General features: G+C 44.8%; 21 protein-coding genes. 15 read left to right on the plus strand and 6 right to left on the minus strand.

Annotation, left to right across the window (positions count from 1 at the left end; translation table 11 throughout):
• The first annotated feature begins 40 nt into the window (after positions 1 to 40).
• From HFE01_RS18955 to yunB, 9 genes are all read left to right on the plus strand, one after another.
• Positions 41 to 658, plus strand: a complete 618-nt coding sequence (locus HFE01_RS18955) for a DNA-3-methyladenine glycosylase family protein (RefSeq protein WP_167438346.1) — start codon at positions 41 to 43, stop codon at positions 656 to 658.
• Between the two features lie 19 nt (positions 659 to 677).
• Positions 678 to 1367 carry a DNA alkylation repair protein gene (locus tag HFE01_RS18960; protein WP_107734738.1) on the plus strand — a complete coding sequence of 230 codons (690 nt, stop codon included), beginning with the start codon at positions 678 to 680 and terminating at the stop codon, positions 1365 to 1367.
• A gap of 69 nt (positions 1368 to 1436) precedes the next feature.
• Positions 1437 to 3032, plus strand: a complete 1596-nt coding sequence (locus HFE01_RS18965) for a response regulator transcription factor (protein WP_107734737.1) — start codon at positions 1437 to 1439, stop codon at positions 3030 to 3032.
• 23 nt (positions 3033 to 3055) lie between these two features.
• Positions 3056 to 4912 carry a sensor histidine kinase gene (locus HFE01_RS18970; protein WP_107734736.1) on the plus strand — a complete coding sequence of 619 codons (1857 nt, stop codon included), beginning with the start codon at positions 3056 to 3058 and terminating at the stop codon, positions 4910 to 4912.
• Between the two features lie 98 nt (positions 4913 to 5010).
• The gene (locus tag HFE01_RS18975) at positions 5011 to 6375 is read left to right on the plus strand and encodes an ABC transporter substrate-binding protein (protein WP_031462192.1); all 1365 of its coding nucleotides are present in this window, start codon (positions 5011 to 5013) and stop codon (positions 6373 to 6375) included.
• Between the two features lie 32 nt (positions 6376 to 6407).
• A complete protein-coding gene (locus HFE01_RS18980; RefSeq protein ID WP_107734735.1) occupies positions 6408 to 7310 on the plus strand; it encodes a carbohydrate ABC transporter permease in 903 nt (300 codons plus the stop codon).
• A 2-nt stretch (positions 7311 to 7312) separates the two neighbouring features.
• Positions 7313 to 8149, plus strand: a complete 837-nt coding sequence (locus tag HFE01_RS18985) for a carbohydrate ABC transporter permease (RefSeq protein WP_107734734.1) — start codon at positions 7313 to 7315, stop codon at positions 8147 to 8149.
• A gap of 83 nt (positions 8150 to 8232) precedes the next feature.
• Entirely contained in the window at positions 8233 to 9165 is a 933-nt protein-coding gene (locus HFE01_RS18990; RefSeq protein ID WP_013372948.1) for an aldo/keto reductase, read from the plus strand.
• Positions 9166 to 9362: 197 nt separating this feature from the next.
• Positions 9363 to 10112 carry a sporulation protein YunB gene (gene yunB, locus HFE01_RS18995; RefSeq protein WP_167438380.1) on the plus strand — a complete coding sequence of 250 codons (750 nt, stop codon included), beginning with the start codon at positions 9363 to 9365 and terminating at the stop codon, positions 10110 to 10112.
• Between the two features lie 43 nt (positions 10113 to 10155).
• Here the strand turns inward: yunB and HFE01_RS19000 are convergent, their stop codons facing one another.
• Complete coding sequence (locus tag HFE01_RS19000; protein ID WP_016819977.1) at positions 10156 to 11262, minus strand: M23 family metallopeptidase; 1107 nt, start codon at positions 11260 to 11262, stop codon at positions 10156 to 10158.
• Positions 11263 to 11504: 242 nt separating this feature from the next.
• On the opposite strand from HFE01_RS19000, the gene lipA reads away from it, so the two are divergent.
• Together lipA and HFE01_RS19010 are read left to right on the plus strand one after the other, a co-directional pair.
• The gene (lipA, locus tag HFE01_RS19005; RefSeq protein WP_107734733.1) at positions 11505 to 12407 is read left to right on the plus strand and encodes a lipoyl synthase; all 903 of its coding nucleotides are present in this window, start codon (positions 11505 to 11507) and stop codon (positions 12405 to 12407) included.
• Positions 12408 to 12431: 24 nt separating this feature from the next.
• A complete protein-coding gene (locus HFE01_RS19010; protein WP_107734732.1) occupies positions 12432 to 13295 on the plus strand; it encodes a YutD family protein in 864 nt (287 codons plus the stop codon).
• 49 nt (positions 13296 to 13344) lie between these two features.
• On the opposite strand, the gene HFE01_RS19015 is transcribed toward HFE01_RS19010, so the two are convergent.
• On the minus strand, positions 13345 to 14223 hold the full coding sequence (locus HFE01_RS19015) for a LysR family transcriptional regulator (RefSeq protein WP_107734731.1): 879 nt from the start codon (positions 14221 to 14223) through the stop codon (positions 13345 to 13347).
• Between the two features lie 159 nt (positions 14224 to 14382).
• Here HFE01_RS19015 and HFE01_RS19020 point away from each other — a divergent pair, with 159 nt between their 5' ends.
• A complete protein-coding gene (locus HFE01_RS19020) occupies positions 14383 to 14958 on the plus strand; it encodes a LysE family transporter (RefSeq protein ID WP_107734730.1) in 576 nt (191 codons plus the stop codon).
• Between the two features lie 149 nt (positions 14959 to 15107).
• Here the strand turns inward: HFE01_RS19020 and HFE01_RS19025 are convergent, their stop codons facing one another.
• Positions 15108 to 15911 carry an NAD kinase gene (locus tag HFE01_RS19025; protein ID WP_017427262.1) on the minus strand — a complete coding sequence of 268 codons (804 nt, stop codon included), beginning with the start codon at positions 15909 to 15911 and terminating at the stop codon, positions 15108 to 15110.
• A gap of 66 nt (positions 15912 to 15977) precedes the next feature.
• Positions 15978 to 17276 carry a sporulation integral membrane protein YlbJ gene (gene ylbJ, locus HFE01_RS19030; RefSeq protein ID WP_107734729.1) on the minus strand — a complete coding sequence of 433 codons (1299 nt, stop codon included), beginning with the start codon at positions 17274 to 17276 and terminating at the stop codon, positions 15978 to 15980.
• A 411-nt stretch (positions 17277 to 17687) separates the two neighbouring features.
• Between ylbJ and HFE01_RS19035 the strand changes: the two genes are divergently transcribed.
• Complete coding sequence (locus HFE01_RS19035; protein WP_013372940.1) at positions 17688 to 18065, plus strand: globin domain-containing protein; 378 nt, start codon at positions 17688 to 17690, stop codon at positions 18063 to 18065.
• A 21-nt stretch (positions 18066 to 18086) separates the two neighbouring features.
• A complete protein-coding gene (locus HFE01_RS19040; protein ID WP_013372939.1) occupies positions 18087 to 18818 on the plus strand; it encodes a DUF2225 domain-containing protein in 732 nt (243 codons plus the stop codon).
• An 87-nt stretch (positions 18819 to 18905) separates the two neighbouring features.
• On the opposite strand, the gene HFE01_RS19045 is transcribed toward HFE01_RS19040, so the two are convergent.
• Both HFE01_RS19045 and HFE01_RS19050 read right to left on the minus strand, forming a co-directional pair.
• The gene (locus tag HFE01_RS19045) at positions 18906 to 19142 is read right to left on the minus strand and encodes a hypothetical protein (protein WP_013372938.1); all 237 of its coding nucleotides are present in this window, start codon (positions 19140 to 19142) and stop codon (positions 18906 to 18908) included.
• On the minus strand, positions 19139 to 19309 hold the full coding sequence (locus tag HFE01_RS19050) for a YycC family protein (RefSeq protein WP_016819983.1): 171 nt from the start codon (positions 19307 to 19309) through the stop codon (positions 19139 to 19141). Before HFE01_RS19050 ends, HFE01_RS19045 begins: the two co-directional genes overlap by 4 nt.
• 98 nt (positions 19310 to 19407) lie before the next feature.
• Here HFE01_RS19050 and HFE01_RS19055 point away from each other — a divergent pair, with 98 nt between their 5' ends.
• Positions 19408 to 21195, plus strand: a complete 1788-nt coding sequence (locus tag HFE01_RS19055) for a M3 family oligoendopeptidase (protein WP_017427266.1) — start codon at positions 19408 to 19410, stop codon at positions 21193 to 21195.
• Positions 21196 to 21329: the final 134 nt, after the last annotated feature.

Genomic DNA, 21329 nt, shown 5'->3' on the forward strand with positions numbered 1-21329 from the left:
TAAATGAAGAGTGCACCTTACAAGGGGAGCGGGAGAACCAATGGAAACGGTAATGACCAAGAACTTTGGCTATGGGGAAAAGGAAATCAACTACCTGAAGACGGTAGATACCGTACTTGGTACAGCTATAACGCAAATGGGCAAGGTAGAACGGGTAATCATTCCCGACCTGTTTGCAGCGCTTGTTCATGCGATTGTGGGGCAGCTTATTTCCGCCAAGGCGGTTCAGACCATATGGACAAGGATGCAGGAAAAATTAGGAGCGATCACTCCACAAAATATAGCCGTTCAGACAGCTCAGGATATTCAAAGCTGTGGCATCACCATGAAAAAGGCAGCATGTATCCTGAATATAGCCCAAACGATCGAGCAGGGATTGTTGGATTTACAGGAGTTGTATGAGTTTTCCGATACACAGGTGATCCAGAAACTATCCTCGCTACAAGGGATAGGCCCTTGGACGGCTGAAATGATGCTGATTAATTGCATGGAACGTCCAGACGTCGTCAGTTGGGGCGATATGGCTATTCGGCGGGGAATGATGAAGTTGTACCATTTAGATACACTGACCAAGCAGCAATTTGAGGAGTATCGCCGAGTGTATTCGCCTTATGGTTCAGTGGCCTCCATTTATTTGTGGAGCATTTCATTTCGTTAACAAACAGGGAGTGGAAAATATGGAGAAGACCATCAGAGAACAGATATTGTCACATGTGGATACAGATTTTCAGAAATTTACGGCTGCATTGCTTCCGACGATTAATAATGTGCTGGGTGTGCGTCTGCCAGTGCTGCGTAAGCTGGCTCAAGAAATTGCCAAGGGAGATTGGCGTCTCTATCTGGAGACCGCTGAAAGTGAACACTTTGAAGAAGTGATGCTGCAAGGTATGGTGATTGGTTCTGTTAAAACAGATATTGAGGAAGTCTTGAGTTATACCGCCAAGTTTGTTCCTAAAATTGATAATTGGTCCGTATGTGACAGTTTCTGTGCCGGATTGAAAATTACGAAGCAACATAAAGAAAGAGTATGGGATTTTATTCAGCCCTATCTGTTTTCTAAGAAAGAATATGAAATCCGGTTTGGGGTGGTTATGCTTCTGAATTTTTATATTGAGGAACAGTATATTAACCGGGTGCTTACTTTGCTAGATCAGACCCATCGGGAAGATTATTATGTACAAATGGCGGTAGCATGGGCGATATCTATCTGTTATATCAAGCTGCCAGAGGTAACGACGGCGTATTTAAGTCATAATACATTAGACGATTTTACTTTCAATAAAGCTCTGCAAAAAATCACAGAATCATACCGGGTGGATCAGGCGACAAAAACGACCATTCGTAGTATGAAGCGAAAAAGAAAATAGGATGGGTCCCCGCCTGTAAGTGTTATACTGAAAAAACATACGTGTATAAGACCGACAGGAGGGGAGTCTGTGAATTCGATCCCGCTGGGAGTGCTTGTTGTAGATGATGAAACTAGGCAGCGTCGTGGGTTGGCTGCCATGATCCGGGATTTACGTCCAGAATACAAGGTATGGGAAGCCAAGAATGGGAAAGATGCTTTGACCATTTCATTATCCCAGCCGATCCAGATCGTTTTTACAGATATTCAAATGCCGATTATGAATGGGATTGAATATCTACAACAATTGAGAACATCGGGTCAGCATGAGACCAAAGTTATTTTAGTGACAGTCTATCAGGAATTTAGCTATGCACAGCAGGCGGTACGGTACGGAGCGAATGATTATTTGGTGAAACCGGTGCAATCACAGCAGCTTATTGAAGTGATTCAACAAATGGAGAAGATCATTGTAGAAGAGCAGGGAGCACTCGGTGAAAATCGAACAGCGTTGAATCAGATCGAGCAAAGCATGCCTGCCTTTGTGGAGCATTTGTTTAGCAGATGCGTGACAGACAAGTTACAGCCTAACGAGAAAAGCTTATTAAAGAGTCACTTTGGATGGCAGGGGGTAGGAGAAGTCCTCGCGTTGGGGACATCTGCATCCCGCCCCGAGGATATATATGCGTGGGATTCTAAGCTACGAAACGCGGTTGTTGAAATATTGCGACCGTGGGCATCTTCTGTCGTGTTCCCACTTGAAACCCCTAAAGAGCATATGGTCGTTGTAGTGAATTGGAGGGAAAGGGCTGAAGGCAAGGAGGCCAAAAGCGCACTTCAAGCTGGACTGAAAAAGGTGGAGCAGCAGCAAGCTATCTCCATTTGGTTTGCTTGGGGTCAGCCTTTTGATTTCGATGAAATGCAAATAAGCCAATCTCACGAAAAGGCTGTTCGCCTTATCTCCATGCGATTTTATACACCTCACACCAGATGTTTGAACCTTGTCGTTTTAGATGATGAACAGTCGATACAGGAAATGAGCACTCATGAACAGATAGCCTTTCTGAAATCCATTGAAAGCGCTATCTCTAATCGGAAGCCCGATCAGCTATTGGAACGGGTGCAACATTACATGAGACGAATGACGCAAGGGTATCCTCCACCTGATGCGCTTAAAGCTAAATTAATACACCTTCTGCTAGTTAGTTTACCACGGTTAAATATAGGGTGGAGTGAGGAAGTCTACTCACGTTACTCGGAACAGTTGAACCGAGCTGTCAAAGAGGCCACATCTCTCCAAAATCTTGAGGATCGTATTGCAGCATGGTTAAAAGAGCTGATTCTTGAGCTTGATGGCAGCTCCAAAGGTGAACCCATCATGAAAAAATGCAAGGAATTTCTGGATACACATCTACATGAAGACCTAAGTCTGGAGATTGTGGCCCGGCGCTTTCACTATAATGCGTCCTATTTTAGCATTCTGTTCAAAAACTATTTTGGGCTCTCGTTCACGGAATATATGGTGAAGCTCAGAATGCAAAAGGCTCAGCACTTACTGCTGCATACAGACGCCAAGGTCGCAGAAATTAGTAGACAGGTTGGTTATAAAGATACCAAGTACTTCTTTAAAGTGTTCAAAAAAAACGTTAAGCACACACCCGAGGAGTTTCGTAGGAAATTCATTTAATCGTTAGGTGAAAGGAAGATACAATGCGCCAAGTCAAATATATATATCAAAAATTTTTGGACAGTAGCTTTCGTACGAAGTTGATGCTGTCCTATTTTTTGTTGTCTGGTTTCATCGTTTTGATCCTGGGCTTTGTCTACTTCGAAACCAGTGCGCGGAATATTACTGCAAATGTAACAGATAGCGTTACAAGTGTATTGCGTAGCAATAACCAGCTGCTGGATAACAAGCTGACAGCTATTCAAAAAACTGTGGATATGATTCCAATTGATCATGATCTTTTACAGACTATCACAGACGTGGATACTACGGATTCTTCATCGCTTTTACGAGCTGATCGCAGCATTACGAAAATTTTGTACAGATACTTTGGCAATATAGAGGAAGTATACGCTTCTCAGATTATGACGCAAAAGTATGCATACGGAAGTACAGAGCGGATGTATATTCCCGTTCTGCCGTTCTATTCTTCTCCCTTGGCGACAACGGCGGTACAAGCAGAGGGGGCTACCAGGTGGATTCCTGCCTATTCGTATGCCGACACCTTTCATCAGCAGGATTTAAAACAAGGTTCCTATGATTTTAGCTCTTTATTTGCTGTGGTTAAGCAGCTTCATTTGACTGCATTAGATGATGCTGGAACCTTCCATACGCTTCCTGAAGGAAAGGAAAAGCCTATACTTATATTGAATTTCCGGCCTGATTTGTTAAAGGATGGTTTTGAAGATTATGCAGCCCGCAGCGGATTTGCACATCTATCCTACGGTATGATTCACGATAACAACGGGATAGTCATGAGCTCAGATCGACAGCAACAAACGGGGGAGCCCGTGGCGGATTGGCTGAAGAATGCCATTACTTCAGAACAAGGGACAAAAATGGTAAACGTGAAGGGTCAAAGTATACTACTGGTTTACGAAGCGATGAAGACGACGGGCTGGGTATCATATATAGCCATTCCCATGGAAGATGTACTGGGGCATTTGTCAACGATTCGTACCTACACCTTGTTCTTTTTAGGCTTTATGATGCTCATTGCTGTCATCCTTGCTTATTTGCTGTCGGTATACATCAGTAAGCCCATCACGGATATGAAACAGGCGATGAAGGTAATGGAGAAGGGACATTTTGATATTCGAATCCCTGAACGCGGCTATGATGAATTGGGGGATCTGGTGATCCGATTTAATCAAATGAATGAGAAAATTATAGATTTGATCGAAGAAAATTACAAATCACGTCTGCGAGCCAAAGAATCGGAGTTAATGGCACTTAATTTACAGCTTAATCCCCATTTTTTGTATAACACCTTAACGACAATGTATTGGATCGCATTAGAACATAAACAACAGGAACTGGGCCGATTGATCATTAGTCTGGCGGAAATGCTGCAAATTACGACTCGAAACAAAAACGAGACCTGGAGCCTGGAAACCGATCTGAATTGGCTGGAAAAATACATTTATATTATGCAAAATCGCTTTGAGAACAAGTTCACAGTGGAGTATGATATTGATCCCATTTTACTTCAGATGGAGGTTCCCAAACTCTTCTTGCAGCCTTTTGTGGAGAATTCAATTATTCACGGCTTCGCCGAAATGGAATCAGGTGGTCGGATTAAGATCACAGCCTGGGTCGAAAAGCAATTGGTGTGTTTTAAAGTCGAGGATAATGGATTAGGAATTCAAGAAGATCATATACGCCGCATTCAAGCTGGAGAAATCCGGTCAACGGGCATTAAAAATGTAGACAGAAGAGTACGGCTGTTATATGGGATGGAATATGGGGTTGCGCTCCACTCACCAGAAGATAAAGGGACATTTGTCCTGATCCGAATCGGAGAAACACATAGATCTAATCAAATGACACCAATCCAATGAGAGTGCGACTTTCAAAAATGTAAGCGTTTGCTAGAATAAATTTAGTGACGAAGCAACAAACGAAAAGATAAAAAATAAACGGTTTGGGGGCGTTACTCATGTTAAAACGAAAGTTATGGATCGTCTGCATGTGCTTGGTCGTTGGACTGATGTCAGCCTGTAGTTCAAATGAGAGCAGCAGTAAGCCAGTAGATTTACAAGGGCACGAGCAAGTGACACTGACCTATGCCAGTTGGGGGAGCACCAATGAGAAGAAGGTTCAACAGGAGATCGCCCAAAAATTCACAGACAAATATCCGTGGATCAAAATCAACTATATGCACATCCCCGGGGATTACGTCACCAAATTAACGACGATGTTTGCCGCCAATCAGGCACCAGATGTATTTCCTATTTATAAAGCACAGGCTCTGCAATGGGCTGAACAAGGCAAACTATATAATTTAAATGAATTTTTGAAGGAGGATAAGGAGCTAACGAAGGAGAGTCTCATTCCTAATTCAGTCATCTATTGGGATAAGGATAAAGTGGCAGGGGTCAAGGTGACGGAGGAAGCCTTTGCGCTCTATTACAACAAGGATTTGTTTGATGAGGCTGGTGTTGCCTTGCCGCCAACCAAAGCTGAAGAGGCTTGGACATGGGAACAGTTCTTAGAGACAGCGCAAAAGCTCACCATTGATAAAGCGGGAAATAATGCGCTTAGCCCCAATTTCGATGCAAGTAACATCAAACAGTATGGAGTTCGGTTTGACACATGGATGTGGCATCTGCTAGTACCTTCCAACAACGCAAGTGTCATTTCAGACAAAGGGGACTCGCTTAATCTTGAAAACCCTGATGTGATTGAAGCCGTGCAAAAGATGGCGGATCTGATCAACGTGTATCATGTGGCACCGTCGCCCACGCAGTCCAAAAATATCCCTTCCCCGGCCGTAGCATTGCAAAGCAAACGTGTAGCGATGGATCTGGATGGGCAGTGGGTCCAATTGGATCTCGGAGAATCGAAGGTGAATTTTGGTGTAGGCGTGTTACCCAAACTGAAAAGCAGCAAAACAATCCTGTTTGGCGAACCGGAAGTAATTTCTGCCAAAACCAAACATCCGAAAGAAGCATGGATGTTTTATAAATTCTTGCTGGATGCTGAAAGCGGGCTTGACATGCATTCCAGCGGATTGTGGATGCCTGTCATGAAAAAGTGGTACACCGAACCAGACTTGATTAGCAAATGGGCAGATGTCAAGCCAGGTCATGCGGATGGATATCGTGATGCAGTCATGAACCAAACGCTGCATAACGGTGTCAATTCTTACGACTATTATTTGAAGAATTCGGAAAAAATCAATGCAATTATTAACCCGGCGCTGGATCAGGTATGGCTGGGCAAGAAAACGGTGGAGCAAGCATTTAAGGAGGTTTCCGCCAAGGCCAACGCTGAATTTAAGGGGACATATCCGAAAGAATAAGGTGAGGGTTTTGACAGAAAGAGAGGGATAGAATGCAATCATTATCTTCTATTCGTAAGAAGGAAAATGGGTTGGGGTGGCTTTTTGCCGCCCCTGCTATTCTCGGCTTTGTCTTTTTTGTTCTGGGACCGATGATCGCTAGTCTCTGGTTCAGTCTTACCGATTATAAGGTTGCTTCACAGGCCCATTTTATCGGTCTGGATAATTACGTCCACTTATTTGACGGTACGGACCAATTTTTTTATAAATCCCTTGGAGTTACGTTTTATTATGTGTTTCTGAGTGTGCCCCTGCAAATTATAGTGGCTTTCTTTTTGGCCATATTGCTCAATCAAAAGGTAAAGGGTTTAGCTTTTTTCAGAACCGTTTTTTATCTGCCTACGATTGTGCCACTCATAGCATCGTCTATGATCTGGATGTGGCTGTTTGATCCCGATCTTGGTTTACTGAATGTGGTGCTGCGTGCGCTGCATTTGCCGGAAAGTCAATGGATTTATAGTGAAGGGTCGGTAGTTCCTACACTGGTTTTAATGAGTTTATGGACCGTTGGGGGAACCATGATTATTTTTCTGGCTGGCTTGCAAGATATACCTAGGCATTATTATGAAGCCATTGAAATTGATGGCGGGAGTGCTCTTCATAAGCTTGTTTATATTACAATTCCATTGACATCGCCTACGATTTTTTTTAATACGATTATGGGCTTCATCGGTGGATTTCAGGTGTTTGTCCAGCCTTACGTCATGACTCAGGGTGGACCCAACAACTCCAGTTTGTTCTATACATTTTATTTATTCCGCGAGGCATTTACTTTTTCGAATATGGGTTATGCCTGTGCGATTGCTTGGGTGCTCTTTATTGTAGTTTTAACATTCACTGCCTTTCTGTTTAAGACAGCCCGCAAATGGGTGTACTACGAAGGCGGGGGGGCATGACGATGAAAAAACGTGGTTTGCGTTGGAGTAGAGTTGTTCTCTACACAGTGCTTATTGTGGGGTCACTTTTTTGCATGTTTCCTTTTTACTGGCTGGTGAGAAGCTCCATGATGGATTTAAGTCAGATTTTTTTGATCCCACCGAAATGGATTCCGGAGCCATTTGTACTTGAGAATTTTTTACAGCCGTTTGAAGAGTTATCGTTTGGGCGCTATTTTGTGAACACATTTATTGTCGTTGCAGGTACTTTAGCGGGTGTACTCCTGTCGAGTACCATTTCTGCCTATAGCTTTGCGCGAATGAGATGGAAAGGAAGAGATAAAGTATTTGCTGTGTTATTAAGCAGTATGATGCTGCCGTTTGCAGTTACGCTGATTCCGTCTTTTATTGGTTGGCAGGCATTAGGTATGGTTAATTCCTATGTTCCATTGGTATTACCTTCGTTTTTTGGTGGAGGCGTTTTTAATATCTTTTTGCTCAGACAATTTTACATGACTCTTCCGCGAGAGCTGGATGAAGCTGTATTTGTGGATGGAGGCAACCATTTTACTATCTTTACTCGCATTATTTTACCTTTGTCCCGGTCCGCGATTTTGGTCATCGGATTGTTTACATTTTTGAACACATGGAATGATTTTATGGGACCGCTCGTTTATCTTAATGATGAAAGCAAATTTACGTTGGCGATTGGGCTACAGCAGTTTCAGGGAATATATTCAGCGCAATGGGGTGTTCTGATGGCCGCTTCTTTAATTGTCGTGTTGCCAGCTATCATTCTTTTTGCCATAGGACAGAAGTATTTTATGGAAGGTATTGCCTTAACGGGGATCAAGGGATAAGAGCAGTAGCCAGGTACGCACTTTGCTTTTTTTGGAATTTAATAATAAAATGGAAGTAACTTTCGAAAAGGAGATGACGTGAATTGGCAGAGCAAGTGCGTATTGGCAAAACAGATTTATATGTAAAACCAATCGGTTTGGGTGCGAATAAGGTAGGAGGACATAATCTTTTTTCCGGTTTGAACAATGAAACGGGCAAAGAAGTCGTTCGCACAGCTTTGGATAACGGCATCAATTTTCTGGATACAGCTTTTATTTATGGGCCTGAGCACTCAGAGCGGTTGATCGGTGAGGTACTTAAAGAGCGCGGCAAACGTGAGGAAGCTGTCATAGCGACCAAGGGAGCGCATAAATTTGTGAACGGAGAGGTTGTTTTTGACAACTCGCCTGCTTTTTTACGTGAATCCGTCGAATCCAGTCTGAAAAGATTGCAAACAGATTATATTGATCTGTTCTATATCCATTTCCCAGATGAAGCTACACCGAAGGCAGAAGCAGTCGGAGAACTGAAGAAGCTCAAAGACGAAGGTAAAATTAAGGCTATCGGTGTATCTAACTTTACCATTGAACAACTTAAAGATGCGAATAGTGACGGCTATGTAGATGTGCTTCAATCCCATTATAATCTGTTGCAACGGGAAGCTGAGAAGGATTTGCTGCCTTATACTAAGGAAAATGGCATTTCGTTTGTGCCGTATTTCCCGCTAGCTTCTGGACTGCTAGGTGGTAAGTATACGAAAGACATGACCTTCACGGACATCAGAGCGAAAGATCCACTGTTTCAGGGAGATGCATTTGCCCGTAATTTGGACAAAGTGGAGCAGGTACGTGAGATTGCCAATGCGTTGAATGCAGAGGTTGCTCATGTGGTGCTTGCATGGTACTTGACCCGCGATTCGATTGATGCCCTCATTCCAGGCGCGAAGGGACCGGAACAGGTTCTGGCGAATCTGAAAACGCTGAATGTCCAATTGAGTCAAGCGGATATCGAAAAGATTGACCACATTTTCAAATAATGAGTTGAGCTTGGACTGAATCGTATTTGAAATCATATATGTTTACCACCAGGAGGAGCTGCCGGACGGGCAGCTTCTTTTTCGTTTATTTGCGGCATATCCTTCTAAAGTAAGCTCATCGCTGCGGGGGGATCAGAATGAATAGAAAACCGCAATGGCACAGCAGACCGAACAGAAGGCGACGTGGCAGACGCAGGATGTGGCTCGTTGTGGCATTGGCGCTGCTGGTAGGAATCGTACAGGTGGCCGCCTATGTGGAACAGCATTTGAAGCCACCCATGATGCATCTGGCTAAAGTGCGGGTCAAACAAATGGCGACAGAGGCTATTAATTCAGCAATTACTGCGCAGGTAGAGCAGGGGAAGACTGCTGATAATTTGATCCAATGGAGAACGGATACGCAAGGGAGAACCTCTGGATTTGTTCTAAATTATGCGGAGCATATGAGAATTACGTCAGACACGCTCAAAGCAGTCAAGGCAACGATGGATAGTATGAGTCATTTTGATGAAAGTGTTCCGATTGGTCAGGCATTGGGGAGTCCGCTGCTGGCAGCTTATGGACCCAAGGTTCCCCTAAAAGTGGAGCCGCATGGAGCAATCAAGGTGGATTTAAATACACGTCAGCAGGATGCGGGCATAAACATGATCTTGGTGGAAGTATACATTCGAATTACGACGGAAGTGTCTGTGGTTATACCGTTTGAAATGCAACCTCAGATTGTGGAGACGGAAATCCCGGTTTCTTATTTGCTGGTGGTGGGCAACGTCCCGATGTACTACTATGACAATCAGGGGAAACCAGTCGGCAAAAATGGTGCAACCGCTCCGCAGTTGGCACTGCCTTCCCATTCCATAGAGAGTAGCGGCGCTGTAAGTTCCAGCATAGAAAGTGTTCCAGAGATACAGGAAGACCCCAGTTCCCTCAATCAGTCCCCAACGCCATAAACAAGAGGGATGAGTGTGAGTTACTCAAAAAAACCAAAGGGGCCTATGAGGAGGTCCCTTTGGTTTTTCCTGATTTGAGCGCTTTACGTTCACTCTGCTCCCACTGTCTTAATAGCGGATAGGGATCAAAGGACCAGTCTGTCCAGCCATTGTCCCGGTATATACCATAGTGTAGATGTGGTGGGAACTTGCCTTGGGTACCCGGTTTCCCATAGCCCGAGCTTCCGACCCAACCCACCGTCTGACCAGGCGTGACGATGTCTCCGTTATGAACGGTTTTATCAAAGCCGGAAAGGTGCGCATAGTAGTGATAGCGGTTGTTGAGATCACGAATACCGATTCGCCAGCCTCCGAAGGGGTTCCAGCCCTTCATTTCAACTACACCGTAGCAGGTGCTGCGAACCGGAACTCCGTAGCCAGCAAACAGGTCAGTCCCCTCGTGTATACGGTAGCCCCCCCAGCTGCGTCGGCTTCCCCAAGTGCTGCGGTAGCTATAAATGCTGCCTAGAGGCAGCGGAAAAGCTTGACTGACCAGATCAAGTTTGCCATACCTCTGATACAGCTTGGCAAACTGCTGAACTCTTTGAACCGAGCGGCTGTTATGGTAATATTCCCACACGGCAATACCAAATTCATCCTCGTTATTTCCATACTTTCCGAGATAAGAAGCGATGCTGAACAGCAAATCTTTGTCATTATTGCGGTCAGCGATTCCATCGCCTGAGCCGTCTTGTCCCAGCCCGGAAAATAGTTCAATGGAACGTGGATTTTGATCCTCGGCATCAGGGTTCAACAGACCGGACCATACCGGTCCTGTCACAAAAATACCTATGATCCGTTCCGCATGCTTGCGATCCTTGGGATGGGCCACCGTGAGTGTGCGTTCGTACTGGTCGATGGCAGCCAATCTGTACCAAGGGACTCCTGTCAGGGCTTCGATGGAGTGATATAAGGCAAGTCTGGACGTATACGATGAAGACGAAGCATGTGAAGCATCCATATTTGCTGTCAGGTTATTTCCGGCTGACGAGGACTTTGTGTGCTCGGCAAGGGCATGAGCAGGAAGCGGACAAGCCGTTGTCAGTGTAGTAGCGCACAACAGCAGCGATAACAGACGAACAGCGCGGACTGCCCGCGTAGGGTAAGACACGTGAACCGACCTCCTATAAAAGGGCTTAACCGCCCGGTAAATTCTGGCCCGTATTCGCGTAAATAGGGCGCTTTTGATTAGATTGAGCCATATCCGCCGCTTTTATCCATCTCAAGAGTTTACTTTTTCCGGCATCAATGTCATATCAAAAAGGGAACAATGAATGGAGGTTTTTCCATGGCTTTCATGCTATAATGTATGGCAATGACAGCTTAAGCTTATCAGAAAGAAGGTCTATGCCATTGTCTAAAAAAGTGAAGGAAGCTAAACCCGATTGGATTCGTATTAAACTTACGACAGGCGATAACTATCAGGAAATCAAGAGCATGATGCGTTCCAAGACATTACATACCGTATGTGAGGAGGCACGATGCCCTAATATATATGAATGCTGGGCTAACAGGACAGCTACATTTATGATTTTGGGTGATATTTGTACGCGTGCGTGTCGTTTTTGCGCAGTAAATACGGGAATGCCTACGGAACTGGACTTGCAGGAGCCTGAACGCGTCGCAGAAGCGGCTGAGAACATGAATTTAAAACACTGTGTCGTAACCAGTGTGGCCCGCGATGATTTGAAAGACGGGGGCGCTACAATATTTGCAGAAACGGTTCGTGCGATTCGCCGCCGATTACCTTTTTGCAGTGTAGAAGTATTGATTCCCGACTTTATGGGCGACATTGAGTCGCTGCGAATCGTCATGGATGCCAAGCCAGATATTTTGAATCATAATATTGAAACGGTGGAACGCATGTCCGACAAGGTTCGGGCTAAAGCGAAATATCACCGCTCTCTGGAGCTGCTTCAACGTGCAAAACAATTAAATCCGGCGATCCCAACGAAATCAAGCATCATGTTAGGTGTCGGAGAAGAGTGGGACGAGATCTTACAAACCATGGATGATCTGCGCAAAGTCGATTGTGACATTATGACAATTGGTCAATACTTGCAGCCATCCGAGAAACATTTATATGTGCAAAAATATTATCCACCGGAAGATTTTGCGAAGTTAAAGGAAGAGGGATTACAGCGAGGATTCAGCCACGTCGAATCCGGTCCGATGGTCCGCAGCTCCTACCAAGCGCATGAGCAGGTGAAGTCGGCCGCTCAGCATAAGGAAGAAAGCGCCCTTTCGCAGGTTTGATCCGGGAAAGGCGGTCAGAATAGCTTGTTTCAAATCGGTGGTAAAAACTATGAAGTGTTGCAGGATCACAAGAACGGATGGAATCCCGAAGCCTTTCGTGATCGATATAGTGAAGTGTTGGATCGCTATGATTATATTATTGGCGATTGGGGTTACAATCAGCTTCGTCTGAAGGGGTTTTATCGAGAAGGGCACCCCAAAGCCAATAAAGATACATCCATTGTGGTATTGGACGATTATATTAATGAATACTGCAATTTTGGCTGTGCCTATTTTGTGTTGCAAAAAAGCCGTGAAGTTGAAAATAATAACGACACCAGTGATGACTTCGTTCCTCCCGACATCCAGCAGTTGGTAGATGCTCAAAGGGAACAAGCGGGGACGTTAGATTCCGAAGAGCGCCAAGAGGTATCGCAGCCTTCAGCTGGACAAACGGAAAGGCCACAACCACAGCAGGATTCCGCAGCTACAGAGGAGTCGCGAGTGGAACAGCCTACAGAAGCCCGTCAACTACGCGAGTTGCAACGTAGGGAACCGAAGGATGCGCAGGAAGTACGTGAACGACAGCCACGTGAAGCTCGCGAAAGTCGCCCATCCAGAGAAGGACGTGAAGGAAATCGGCAGCGTGAAGCACGTGATTCGCGCCAGCCAAGGGAACCGCGTGAAGCAAAGGATGGGCGAAGTTCGGGGGAAGGGCCTCAAGCCCGGGAACCACGTAGGCAGCGCAATCCACAGGGGAATTTCGATAAAAAGGAATCGCGTGGGCCACGCTATGATCGGCAGCCAAAGGAAAATCGGGAGGGACGGCAAGTTCGTGTCTCGCGTGAACCCGAGGGCCAGCATCAAAAAAATAAAACATTCACATCTCCACAACAAAACGGTTCCTGAATTTTCAGGAGCCGTTTTGTTTGTAAGTTCACCCCAAGCCGCTAATGGTTTATGACCAGCTTTTTGCATGTTTTACAGTAATATCAATGAATTTCAATAAGGCGGGAGAAATCCACTTGTTTTTGTGATAAGCCATTTGAGAAAAAATTTTTGGAAAGCCACCGTCACAGTGAATGATCTTTAATTTTTCTTGATGAAGTTCCTCTGCAACTGTCATGAAAGGTAAACAAGTAATACCTAGCCCACTCATTACACACTTTTTGATGGCTTCAATACTCCACAGCTCCATCATTTGTGAAGGCGTAATCCCTCGCTCTTCTAGGTAGTTTTCAAACATGGCACGGTAAATACAGTCTTTTCCGTTGGTGATCAAGACCTCAGTAAGCTGTTTATTTAAAACACTTATTGTAGAGTCAGGACTTGCTACAATGACAATAGGTTCTTCCATTAAGGAATGAACAATTAAATTAGAATCATGTAATTCCGGCAACATGACAAACGAGAGATCTGCACTCCCATTCAGGATCGCTTTTTGATTATCTCCACAGGCGGCATTACTAAGTTTAATACGCACATGGGGATATTTAGTCCTATATTCACTTAATATCGGTTCTAAACGATAGACCGTTAGAGACTCAGGAGCCGCTATTTTTAACTCTCCTCGCACTGCCTTCTCGTCATTTGTAATGTTTTCAATCTTGTGATAAGTATTTAAAATTTCTTCTGCATAACCCAGTAACCTTTTTCCGACATCTGTCAATTTTATTTTTCGTCCCATTCGATCAAACAGGGGTGCCCCGATATGTTCTTCCAGAGCCTGAATATGAGAAGTCACTGTAGATTGAGTGTAACCCAATAATACTGCTGCTTGTGTGAAGCTCCCCGATTCAATAACTTTTTTGAATGTAACAAAATGGCGTATTTCCACTACTTCACCCACTTAAATTTCAATTAGCTATGTCTGATAGTATCATAAAAATCAATGGATTAATTCATGTATTTCAATTTTACCGATAAATAGACCTATATTACAATGAATAACAAACCTTATTCAACCATCTTTGATTTAGAGGAGAGTCTAACTAAAATGGATTTTGCAGCATTCCTTTCGTATGTCATTATTACATCTTTTACTCCAGGACCCAGTAATTTGTTGATGATGAATGAAGCAAGAAGATTCGGATTCAAGGGATCGATGCATTTCATAATTGGAATTATTTCCGGGTTTATTATTCTTGGTGCAGTAACCACCTTGTTAACTACACGCTTATATCAGTGGTTACCTAGGGTAGAACCTTACTTTAAAGTCATTGGTGCTGCATATTTATTATATCTGGCTTGGAAAATTGCTCTGCCCAAAAAAAGTGATGATCAGGATACGTACCGTCAGTTTTCATTCTTCTCAGGTTTACTTTTCCAAATCTTTAATGTAAAAAGTATCTTGTTTTTTCTGATAGCGATGTCTACTTTCATACTTCCGTATCATGATTCAAATGGTGCTGTGCTCTTTTTGATGTGTTTAGCCATCCTCATAGGTTGTAAAGCATTATTACTGTGGGCGATATTTGGTTCGGCTTTTAAAAAGATTTTTACAAAATACGATAAAATCATCAATACGATCATGTGTCTGTTGCTCATCTATTCTGCCGTTACTATTTTCTAAAAAAGAAAGACCCGTCTGTTGTGTAAGACGTGTCTTTCTTGTATATCTCCCAATAGGCTGGCCCGATGGGGTCGGAGAAGGCTAAGGATGGAGGGAGTACCCTCCTGATCGATTAAAAAAAAGAGCCAGGATCGGCTCTTTTGCAGGTTCTAATTGAGAAAAGCGTTACGTACCCGATCCCAAAATGGGAAAGGACGGTAACGAGCGAAGCTGATCTTCTGACTTGCAACCTGACATCGAACAGAGATCAAGTCATCCACAGGAAAGTTCAAGTGATCTACAGTCAGTAAAAGACGCTGATCTTTCCGTGAAAAAATATCACAATGATGATGTTTTGGCAGTAGCAGGGGGGATCCCAATGTCCGGTACACACGGTTATTAATGGAAGCGATCTCAGTCAACTGTAATGCTTCAATGGTAGGGTGAACCATAGCTCCGCCAAGTGCTTTATTATAGGCGGTTGTTCCTGAAGGTGTAGAAACACATATACCATCACCACGGAACATCTCAAAGGTGATATCGTTAATATCTACTTGGGCAACGACCGTGCCATCTACCCCTTTTAATGTAAACTCATTTAAGGCAATAAAAGAAGCATTGCCTGACTTCTTGTGAATTTCCAACTCAATCAGTGGATACTTAACGATTCTCGGGTTAAGCGGTCCCTTAGATCCGCTTTGGCTCATCAGGTGGATTAGCTCCTCCAGCTCGTCCGCACGCCAATCCGCGTAAAAGCCCAGATGACCGGTATGTACACCAACAAAGGCAATATCCGGAATGCGGTCAATGAAGGTATGAAACGCATGAAGCATCGTACCATCGCCTCCAATAGACACGACGATTTCCGGCGATTCGGCATCCAGCTTGAAATTCTTTTCTTGGGCAAGACGGTGAAATTGCTGACTCAAGTCCATGGAGTGCTGATCCCCGCGATCCAGAACATAATATCTCAAGATGAAAAGCTCCTTTGTCATGGGTATATATCGATCATAATCAATTATGAGCAAGAACACAATCGTTCATTGCCGGTGTGTTCCTTTCAATCGTATGAATAAGCGACTTGTACCCACGCTTAACCAGGAGAGAGCAAGCATTCCGGCCAGTATGCAGGCAAGAAGCAGCAGACTGTGCAGCAGCATAGCGGACGAGAAGCCAGGGGACCATGCGATATCGTGTACCGGAGAAAAGACCGGAGAGCCTCCCTGCCCCATTAATGGGCGCCATAATACGAGAGCTAGCAGTGCAGAGATGATCCCGTGCGCAGCCCGGGCCAGCAAAAATGGCATATAGCGGAGATTCGTCATATTTAAAATACTTGCAACCTGTGCATGGACGGATAGCCCGCCCCAGGAGAGAACAAAAGCTGCTGCGGCTACCTTGAACGGTAATGCCGCTGTTGCAGCTTCACCTGCAGCTTGCGCACCTAAAGTGACTTCAAAAATACCACCTACGATGGACTCTGTTAATGTAGGAGGAAGACCACAGGCAGACAATAGGCTAGCCGTAAGCAGATGAAGCCCGCTCATTAATCCGGAGTTCGTCAAAGCTTCTAAAATGACGCAGAAGAATACAACCAGCCCTCCTACGACAATAATAAGGCGTAGGGAGGAAGCAATCGCCTGACGAAGCAACTCACCCAATGGACGGCCATCTTCCAAACGTGCTGTATGCATGGCATATAACGCTTGGCGCAGTGGTCCAGGCTGTTTATTGCGACCTGTTGTTAATGTGTTAGCAGACTTCGACCAGGCTTTTTGAGGAGGTTGAGAGCGTTTGCTGCGAATATCGTTTTTCTCTGAACGGGAACCATGGAAGCGCATGAGTAGTCCGATGATGAGAACGCCACCGTAATGGGCCGCTCCCAGGACGAGTGCAATTTCGGGTTGATGGAAGAAGCCAACAGAAACTGCACCAATCAGAAATATCGGATCAGAGGAAGTCGTAAACGCGACCAAACGTTCACCTTCAATGCGAGTGATCCATTTTTGTTCCCACAACTTAGCGGTTAATTTGGCCCCTATAGGGTAGCCGGATGCACAACTGACCGCCGCGACAAACCCCCCGCACCCAGGTACACGGAATAGAGGCTGCATCAGTGGGTCCAGTAGCGCACCTATGAAATGGACAATTCCAAAGCCGAGAAGAAGCTCGGAAATAACGAAAAATGGGAATAGGGACGGGAACAGCACATCCCACCAGATGGCAAGACCGCGAAGCCCGGCATTCAAAGAAGATTGCGGATACGCGGCCATCAGTATGAATAGGAATAACAGCATAAGGATGAGCAAAGGAAGCGAGAAACGGCGGTACAGCGACATAGAGGCCCCTCCTTTGGAGTTGTACTATTATACCTATGTCGAGGATGGACAAAGAGTACAAAAAAGTAAAGAAAACGATTACATGGAATGCTGTTTTTTTGTAAAGAGTATGTTAAAATAAGAAAACAACGATTCCATAACCTTAAGGATGGAGTGATCAGGATGAGTATCGTTGCCGGTCTGTTTGTATGTGCTTTTGTGTATGTCATTCGTGCCTCTCTCGTCCATCCCGGTGAAGAGGATTGGCGGAGTTATTAGTGGTATTCATGGAATGACGAAGCGATGTGCAGTGAAGCAAACCTCTTCATATGTTAAATTGATAAAATGACGCTTATTTTTAGCGTCATTTTTTGTTTTTTGTTATAATACGAGTGTATATTTATTACCATAGCACAGAAAGTTGGAGGAAAAGTGAATCCTAGCCTGAGCATTTATGACAACCTTGGGGGTGCGGAAGGTATTCGTGCTATTATTGAGGCCTTCTACCCGAGAGTTTATAAAGATCCGTTGTTAAGTCCCCTGTTTCCTAAAGACATGGAGCCGGTAAAGGAAAAGCAGTTTATGTTCCTGAGCCAGTTTTTTGGAGGGCCGTCCCTCTTTTCTGATGCATATGGTCATCCGATGTTACGTGCCAGACATATGAAGTTCCCCGTGACGGAGGAGCGAGCAGAGGCATGGTTGTCTTGTATGGCAGATGCGTTAACGGATACGGGAATTGAGGAGCCGCTTCGTTCCATCATACTTAGTCGTTTGTCCGGTCCTGCGCATCATTTTGTAAATACCCCGTAAGCTTTCGGGGATTGCCGAATTTTGGAGAGGGTTGTAAAAACATTGGAACTTGAACCGTTATATCAGATCAAAATCGTCTGTCCGCAATGCGAACAAGAATTTCAGACATCCCGTGTCAGACCAAGCCTAAAGAAGGCTATTCGTACCGATTCAGATTTTTGCGCTTATTATAAGAACGAAAATCCCGATTTTTATGTCGTACGGGTCTGTCCTCATTGTGGATTTACTTCGACAGAGCACTCTACCGTTCAGTTAAGCGATCAGCAAACCAAGCTATTTAAGGATAAAATCGGTAATCGCTGGCAGCCTCGCGAATATGGCGGGCATCGTAGCTGGGAAGAGGCGTTAGAAACGTACAAGTTGGGTTTACTCTGTGCACAGGTCATCGGAGAAAAGGAACGCGTAGTAGCCAGTCTATTGCAGCATATTGCATGGATGTACAGATACCAGGGGAATGAGGAGCAGGAGCTTCGCTTTCTCAAATTTAGTTTGGATTCCTATGTTCGAGTCTATGAGCTGGAGGGCGTTGGTGCGAATAATGCCAAACTGCTTTATCTGATTGGTGAACTGCATCGACGTACGGGGAACTTTAACGAAGCAGTGCGCTGGTTTTCGCGTGTCATTAATGATAAGAAAATTATGGATGCAGCGATGATTAGAGCTTCTCGTGAACAGTGGTCTGTCCTGCGTGAACAAATGCTGGCAAAAAACTTCCAGCTACCTGAGGAAATGCAGAACGCAAGCTCCTCTTGAAGAAATAAAGGTGTGCACTATGACCAATTTAGGCTCATGGTTCACACCTTGTTTGTAAAACGAGTTATCTTGCAACTGCCTCATGAATTAATGATGGCGCAACGTGGTATCTGACAGCAAATAATCGTCGTCACAGTCCACCAAAGTAACCTTGTTATGGCAGCATGGAAACACAAGCAGCTTTTTCATGCCTTCATGAATGAGCTTAAGCTCTTTGGGCTTCAGGGGCAGCAAGACGTTATCATGGTTGCAAAACGGACAAGACTGTACATAAACATCTCCCATGACAATGTCATAAGGCCAGGTTTTATCAAAAGGAATCATGATTTGTCCGATTCTCCGCCGTTCGAGCCAGCGGCTTCTTCTTTAGCTAGTTCGGCTAGCTTTTGCATCAAAATGTGCTGGGGTGTATGCATAAGGTGTTCCAGCGGAATGCCGAGTTTTTCGGATAATTTCACAGCCGTTTCCGGCGAAATTTGTAAGGGTCTCATCCTGTTTTCCTCCTAATTGTAGTGATTGTACCATCACGATGTAGCTTTATTGTATATGAAACCACATGAATTCGCCAAAAAAGAAAGGTGGAACTATTATGAAAACACCGTTAAAGCAAACATGGGATCTGGAATCTATTTTTAGCGGAGGCTCTTCCTCTGCCTCATTTCATGCATTTTTGGAAGAACTGGAGAGCAAGGTCCAACAGCTGCAATCCCAGCTTAAAGTAGCCAAAGTGCCACAAACGGTGTTGGATACCGAGCGTCTGGATAGTGTTCTGAATAGCATACAGGAGCTGTTTAATGGAGCATCGCAGGCAGGTTCTTTTGTATCTTGTTTAACTGCTCAAAATCAGCATGACAAGCTGGCTGTTCAACTGGGGGCGCGTGTCAATTCGTTGTATGCCCAAGGAAAAAGTGCTTTAGTCGCTTTCCAGAACTTGCTGGCACAAACCAGTGAAGACATTTGGCAGAAGTGGATGGAGCGCGAAGCGATCAAGCCGATTTCTTTTGTCCTAACTGAATACCGGAACGAAGCGCGCGAAAAAATGGCTCCTGAGCTGGAGAGCCTTGCATTGGATTTGGCAGTGGATGGTTACCATGGCTGGGGTGATTTTTATGATACCATTGTCAAAAATATGACGATCCCGGTGCCTGAAAATGGTGAAATTGTACACCTGTCTGTAGGTCAGGCAGCGAATAAACTGGATGAAGCAGATCGCAGCGTACGTAAAGACGTATTTGCACGTTGGGAAGAGGCATGGACTCAGGTAGAGGACTATTGTGCCGATACGCTGAATCATCTGGCAGGCTTCCGCCTCAAGCTATATGAAAACCGGGGCTGGACAGACGTGCTTAAGGAACCGCTGGAAATCAGTCGTATGTCAGCCCAAACGTTGGATACGATGTGGCAGGTGATTAATGAAACAAAGCCTATTGTAGTCAAGTACCTGGAGCGGAAAGCCAAGCTCCTAGGCTTAGAAAAACTGTCCTGGCATGACATTGAAGCTCCGCTGGGAACATCGACCACTAAAATCCCTTACGACGATGCAGCCGCAACGATTGTTGAGCAATTTGGTAAATTTAGTTCGAGAATGGCCGACTTTGCCCAGATGGCTTTTGAGAAAAGCTGGATCGAAGCAGAGGATCGTCCAGGCAAACGTCCAGGCGGGTTTTGTACATCTCTGCGTCTAAGCAAAGAAACCCGTATTTTTATGACCTATGCCGGATCACCATCCAACGTTTCGACACTGGCCCATGAGCTAGGACACGGTTATCATCAACATGTGATGAATGAATTGCATCCATTGAATCAAAATTATGCTATGAACGTGGCTGAGACAGCATCGACGCTGGCAGAACTGATTGTATCAGATGCTCTGCTGGAAGCTGCTGAGGGTCAGGAAAAGGGAGCTTTGCTGGAGGATAAAATTCAGCGTGGTGTAGCCTTCTTTATGAACATTCATGCCCGTTTCCTGTTTGAAACCCGTTTTTACGAGCTACGGAAAAAAGGTGTTGTAGGAGCACAGCAATTAAGCGAGTTGATGGAAGAAGCGCAGCGTGAAGCGTTTTGTGGGGTTCTGGATGAGGCTCATCCTCATTTTTGGGCTTCCAAGCTGCACTTCTATATTACGGAAACTCCTTTCTACAACTTCCCATACACTTTCGGGTATATGTTCAGTGCAGGGATTTACGCTTTTGCGAAGGAAAATCCGGATGGCTTTGCCGACCAATATGATGCTTTGCTGCGTGATACAGGTCGCATGACAGTAGAAGAACTGGCCTCCAAGCACTTGGGGACCGATTTAACACAGGCTGACTTCTGGCGTAACGCCGCACAAGTTACTGTTCAGGATATTGAGCAATTTTTGCAAATGACAAAATAACCGAGTTACATTTTAGAAGGTCTCCCGTAAGGGGGGCCTTTTTTGTAATTTTTGCAGAGGATGATGAATAAAGTCGCAAAATGTCGAAGTGCAATTGATGCTACCTGTTAGCGAAATTTAAAATGATGGATATA

This window comes from Paenibacillus sp. EKM10P (genome assembly GCF_011800655.1).
Lineage (GTDB): Bacteria > Bacillota > Bacilli > Paenibacillales > Paenibacillaceae > Paenibacillus > Paenibacillus polymyxa.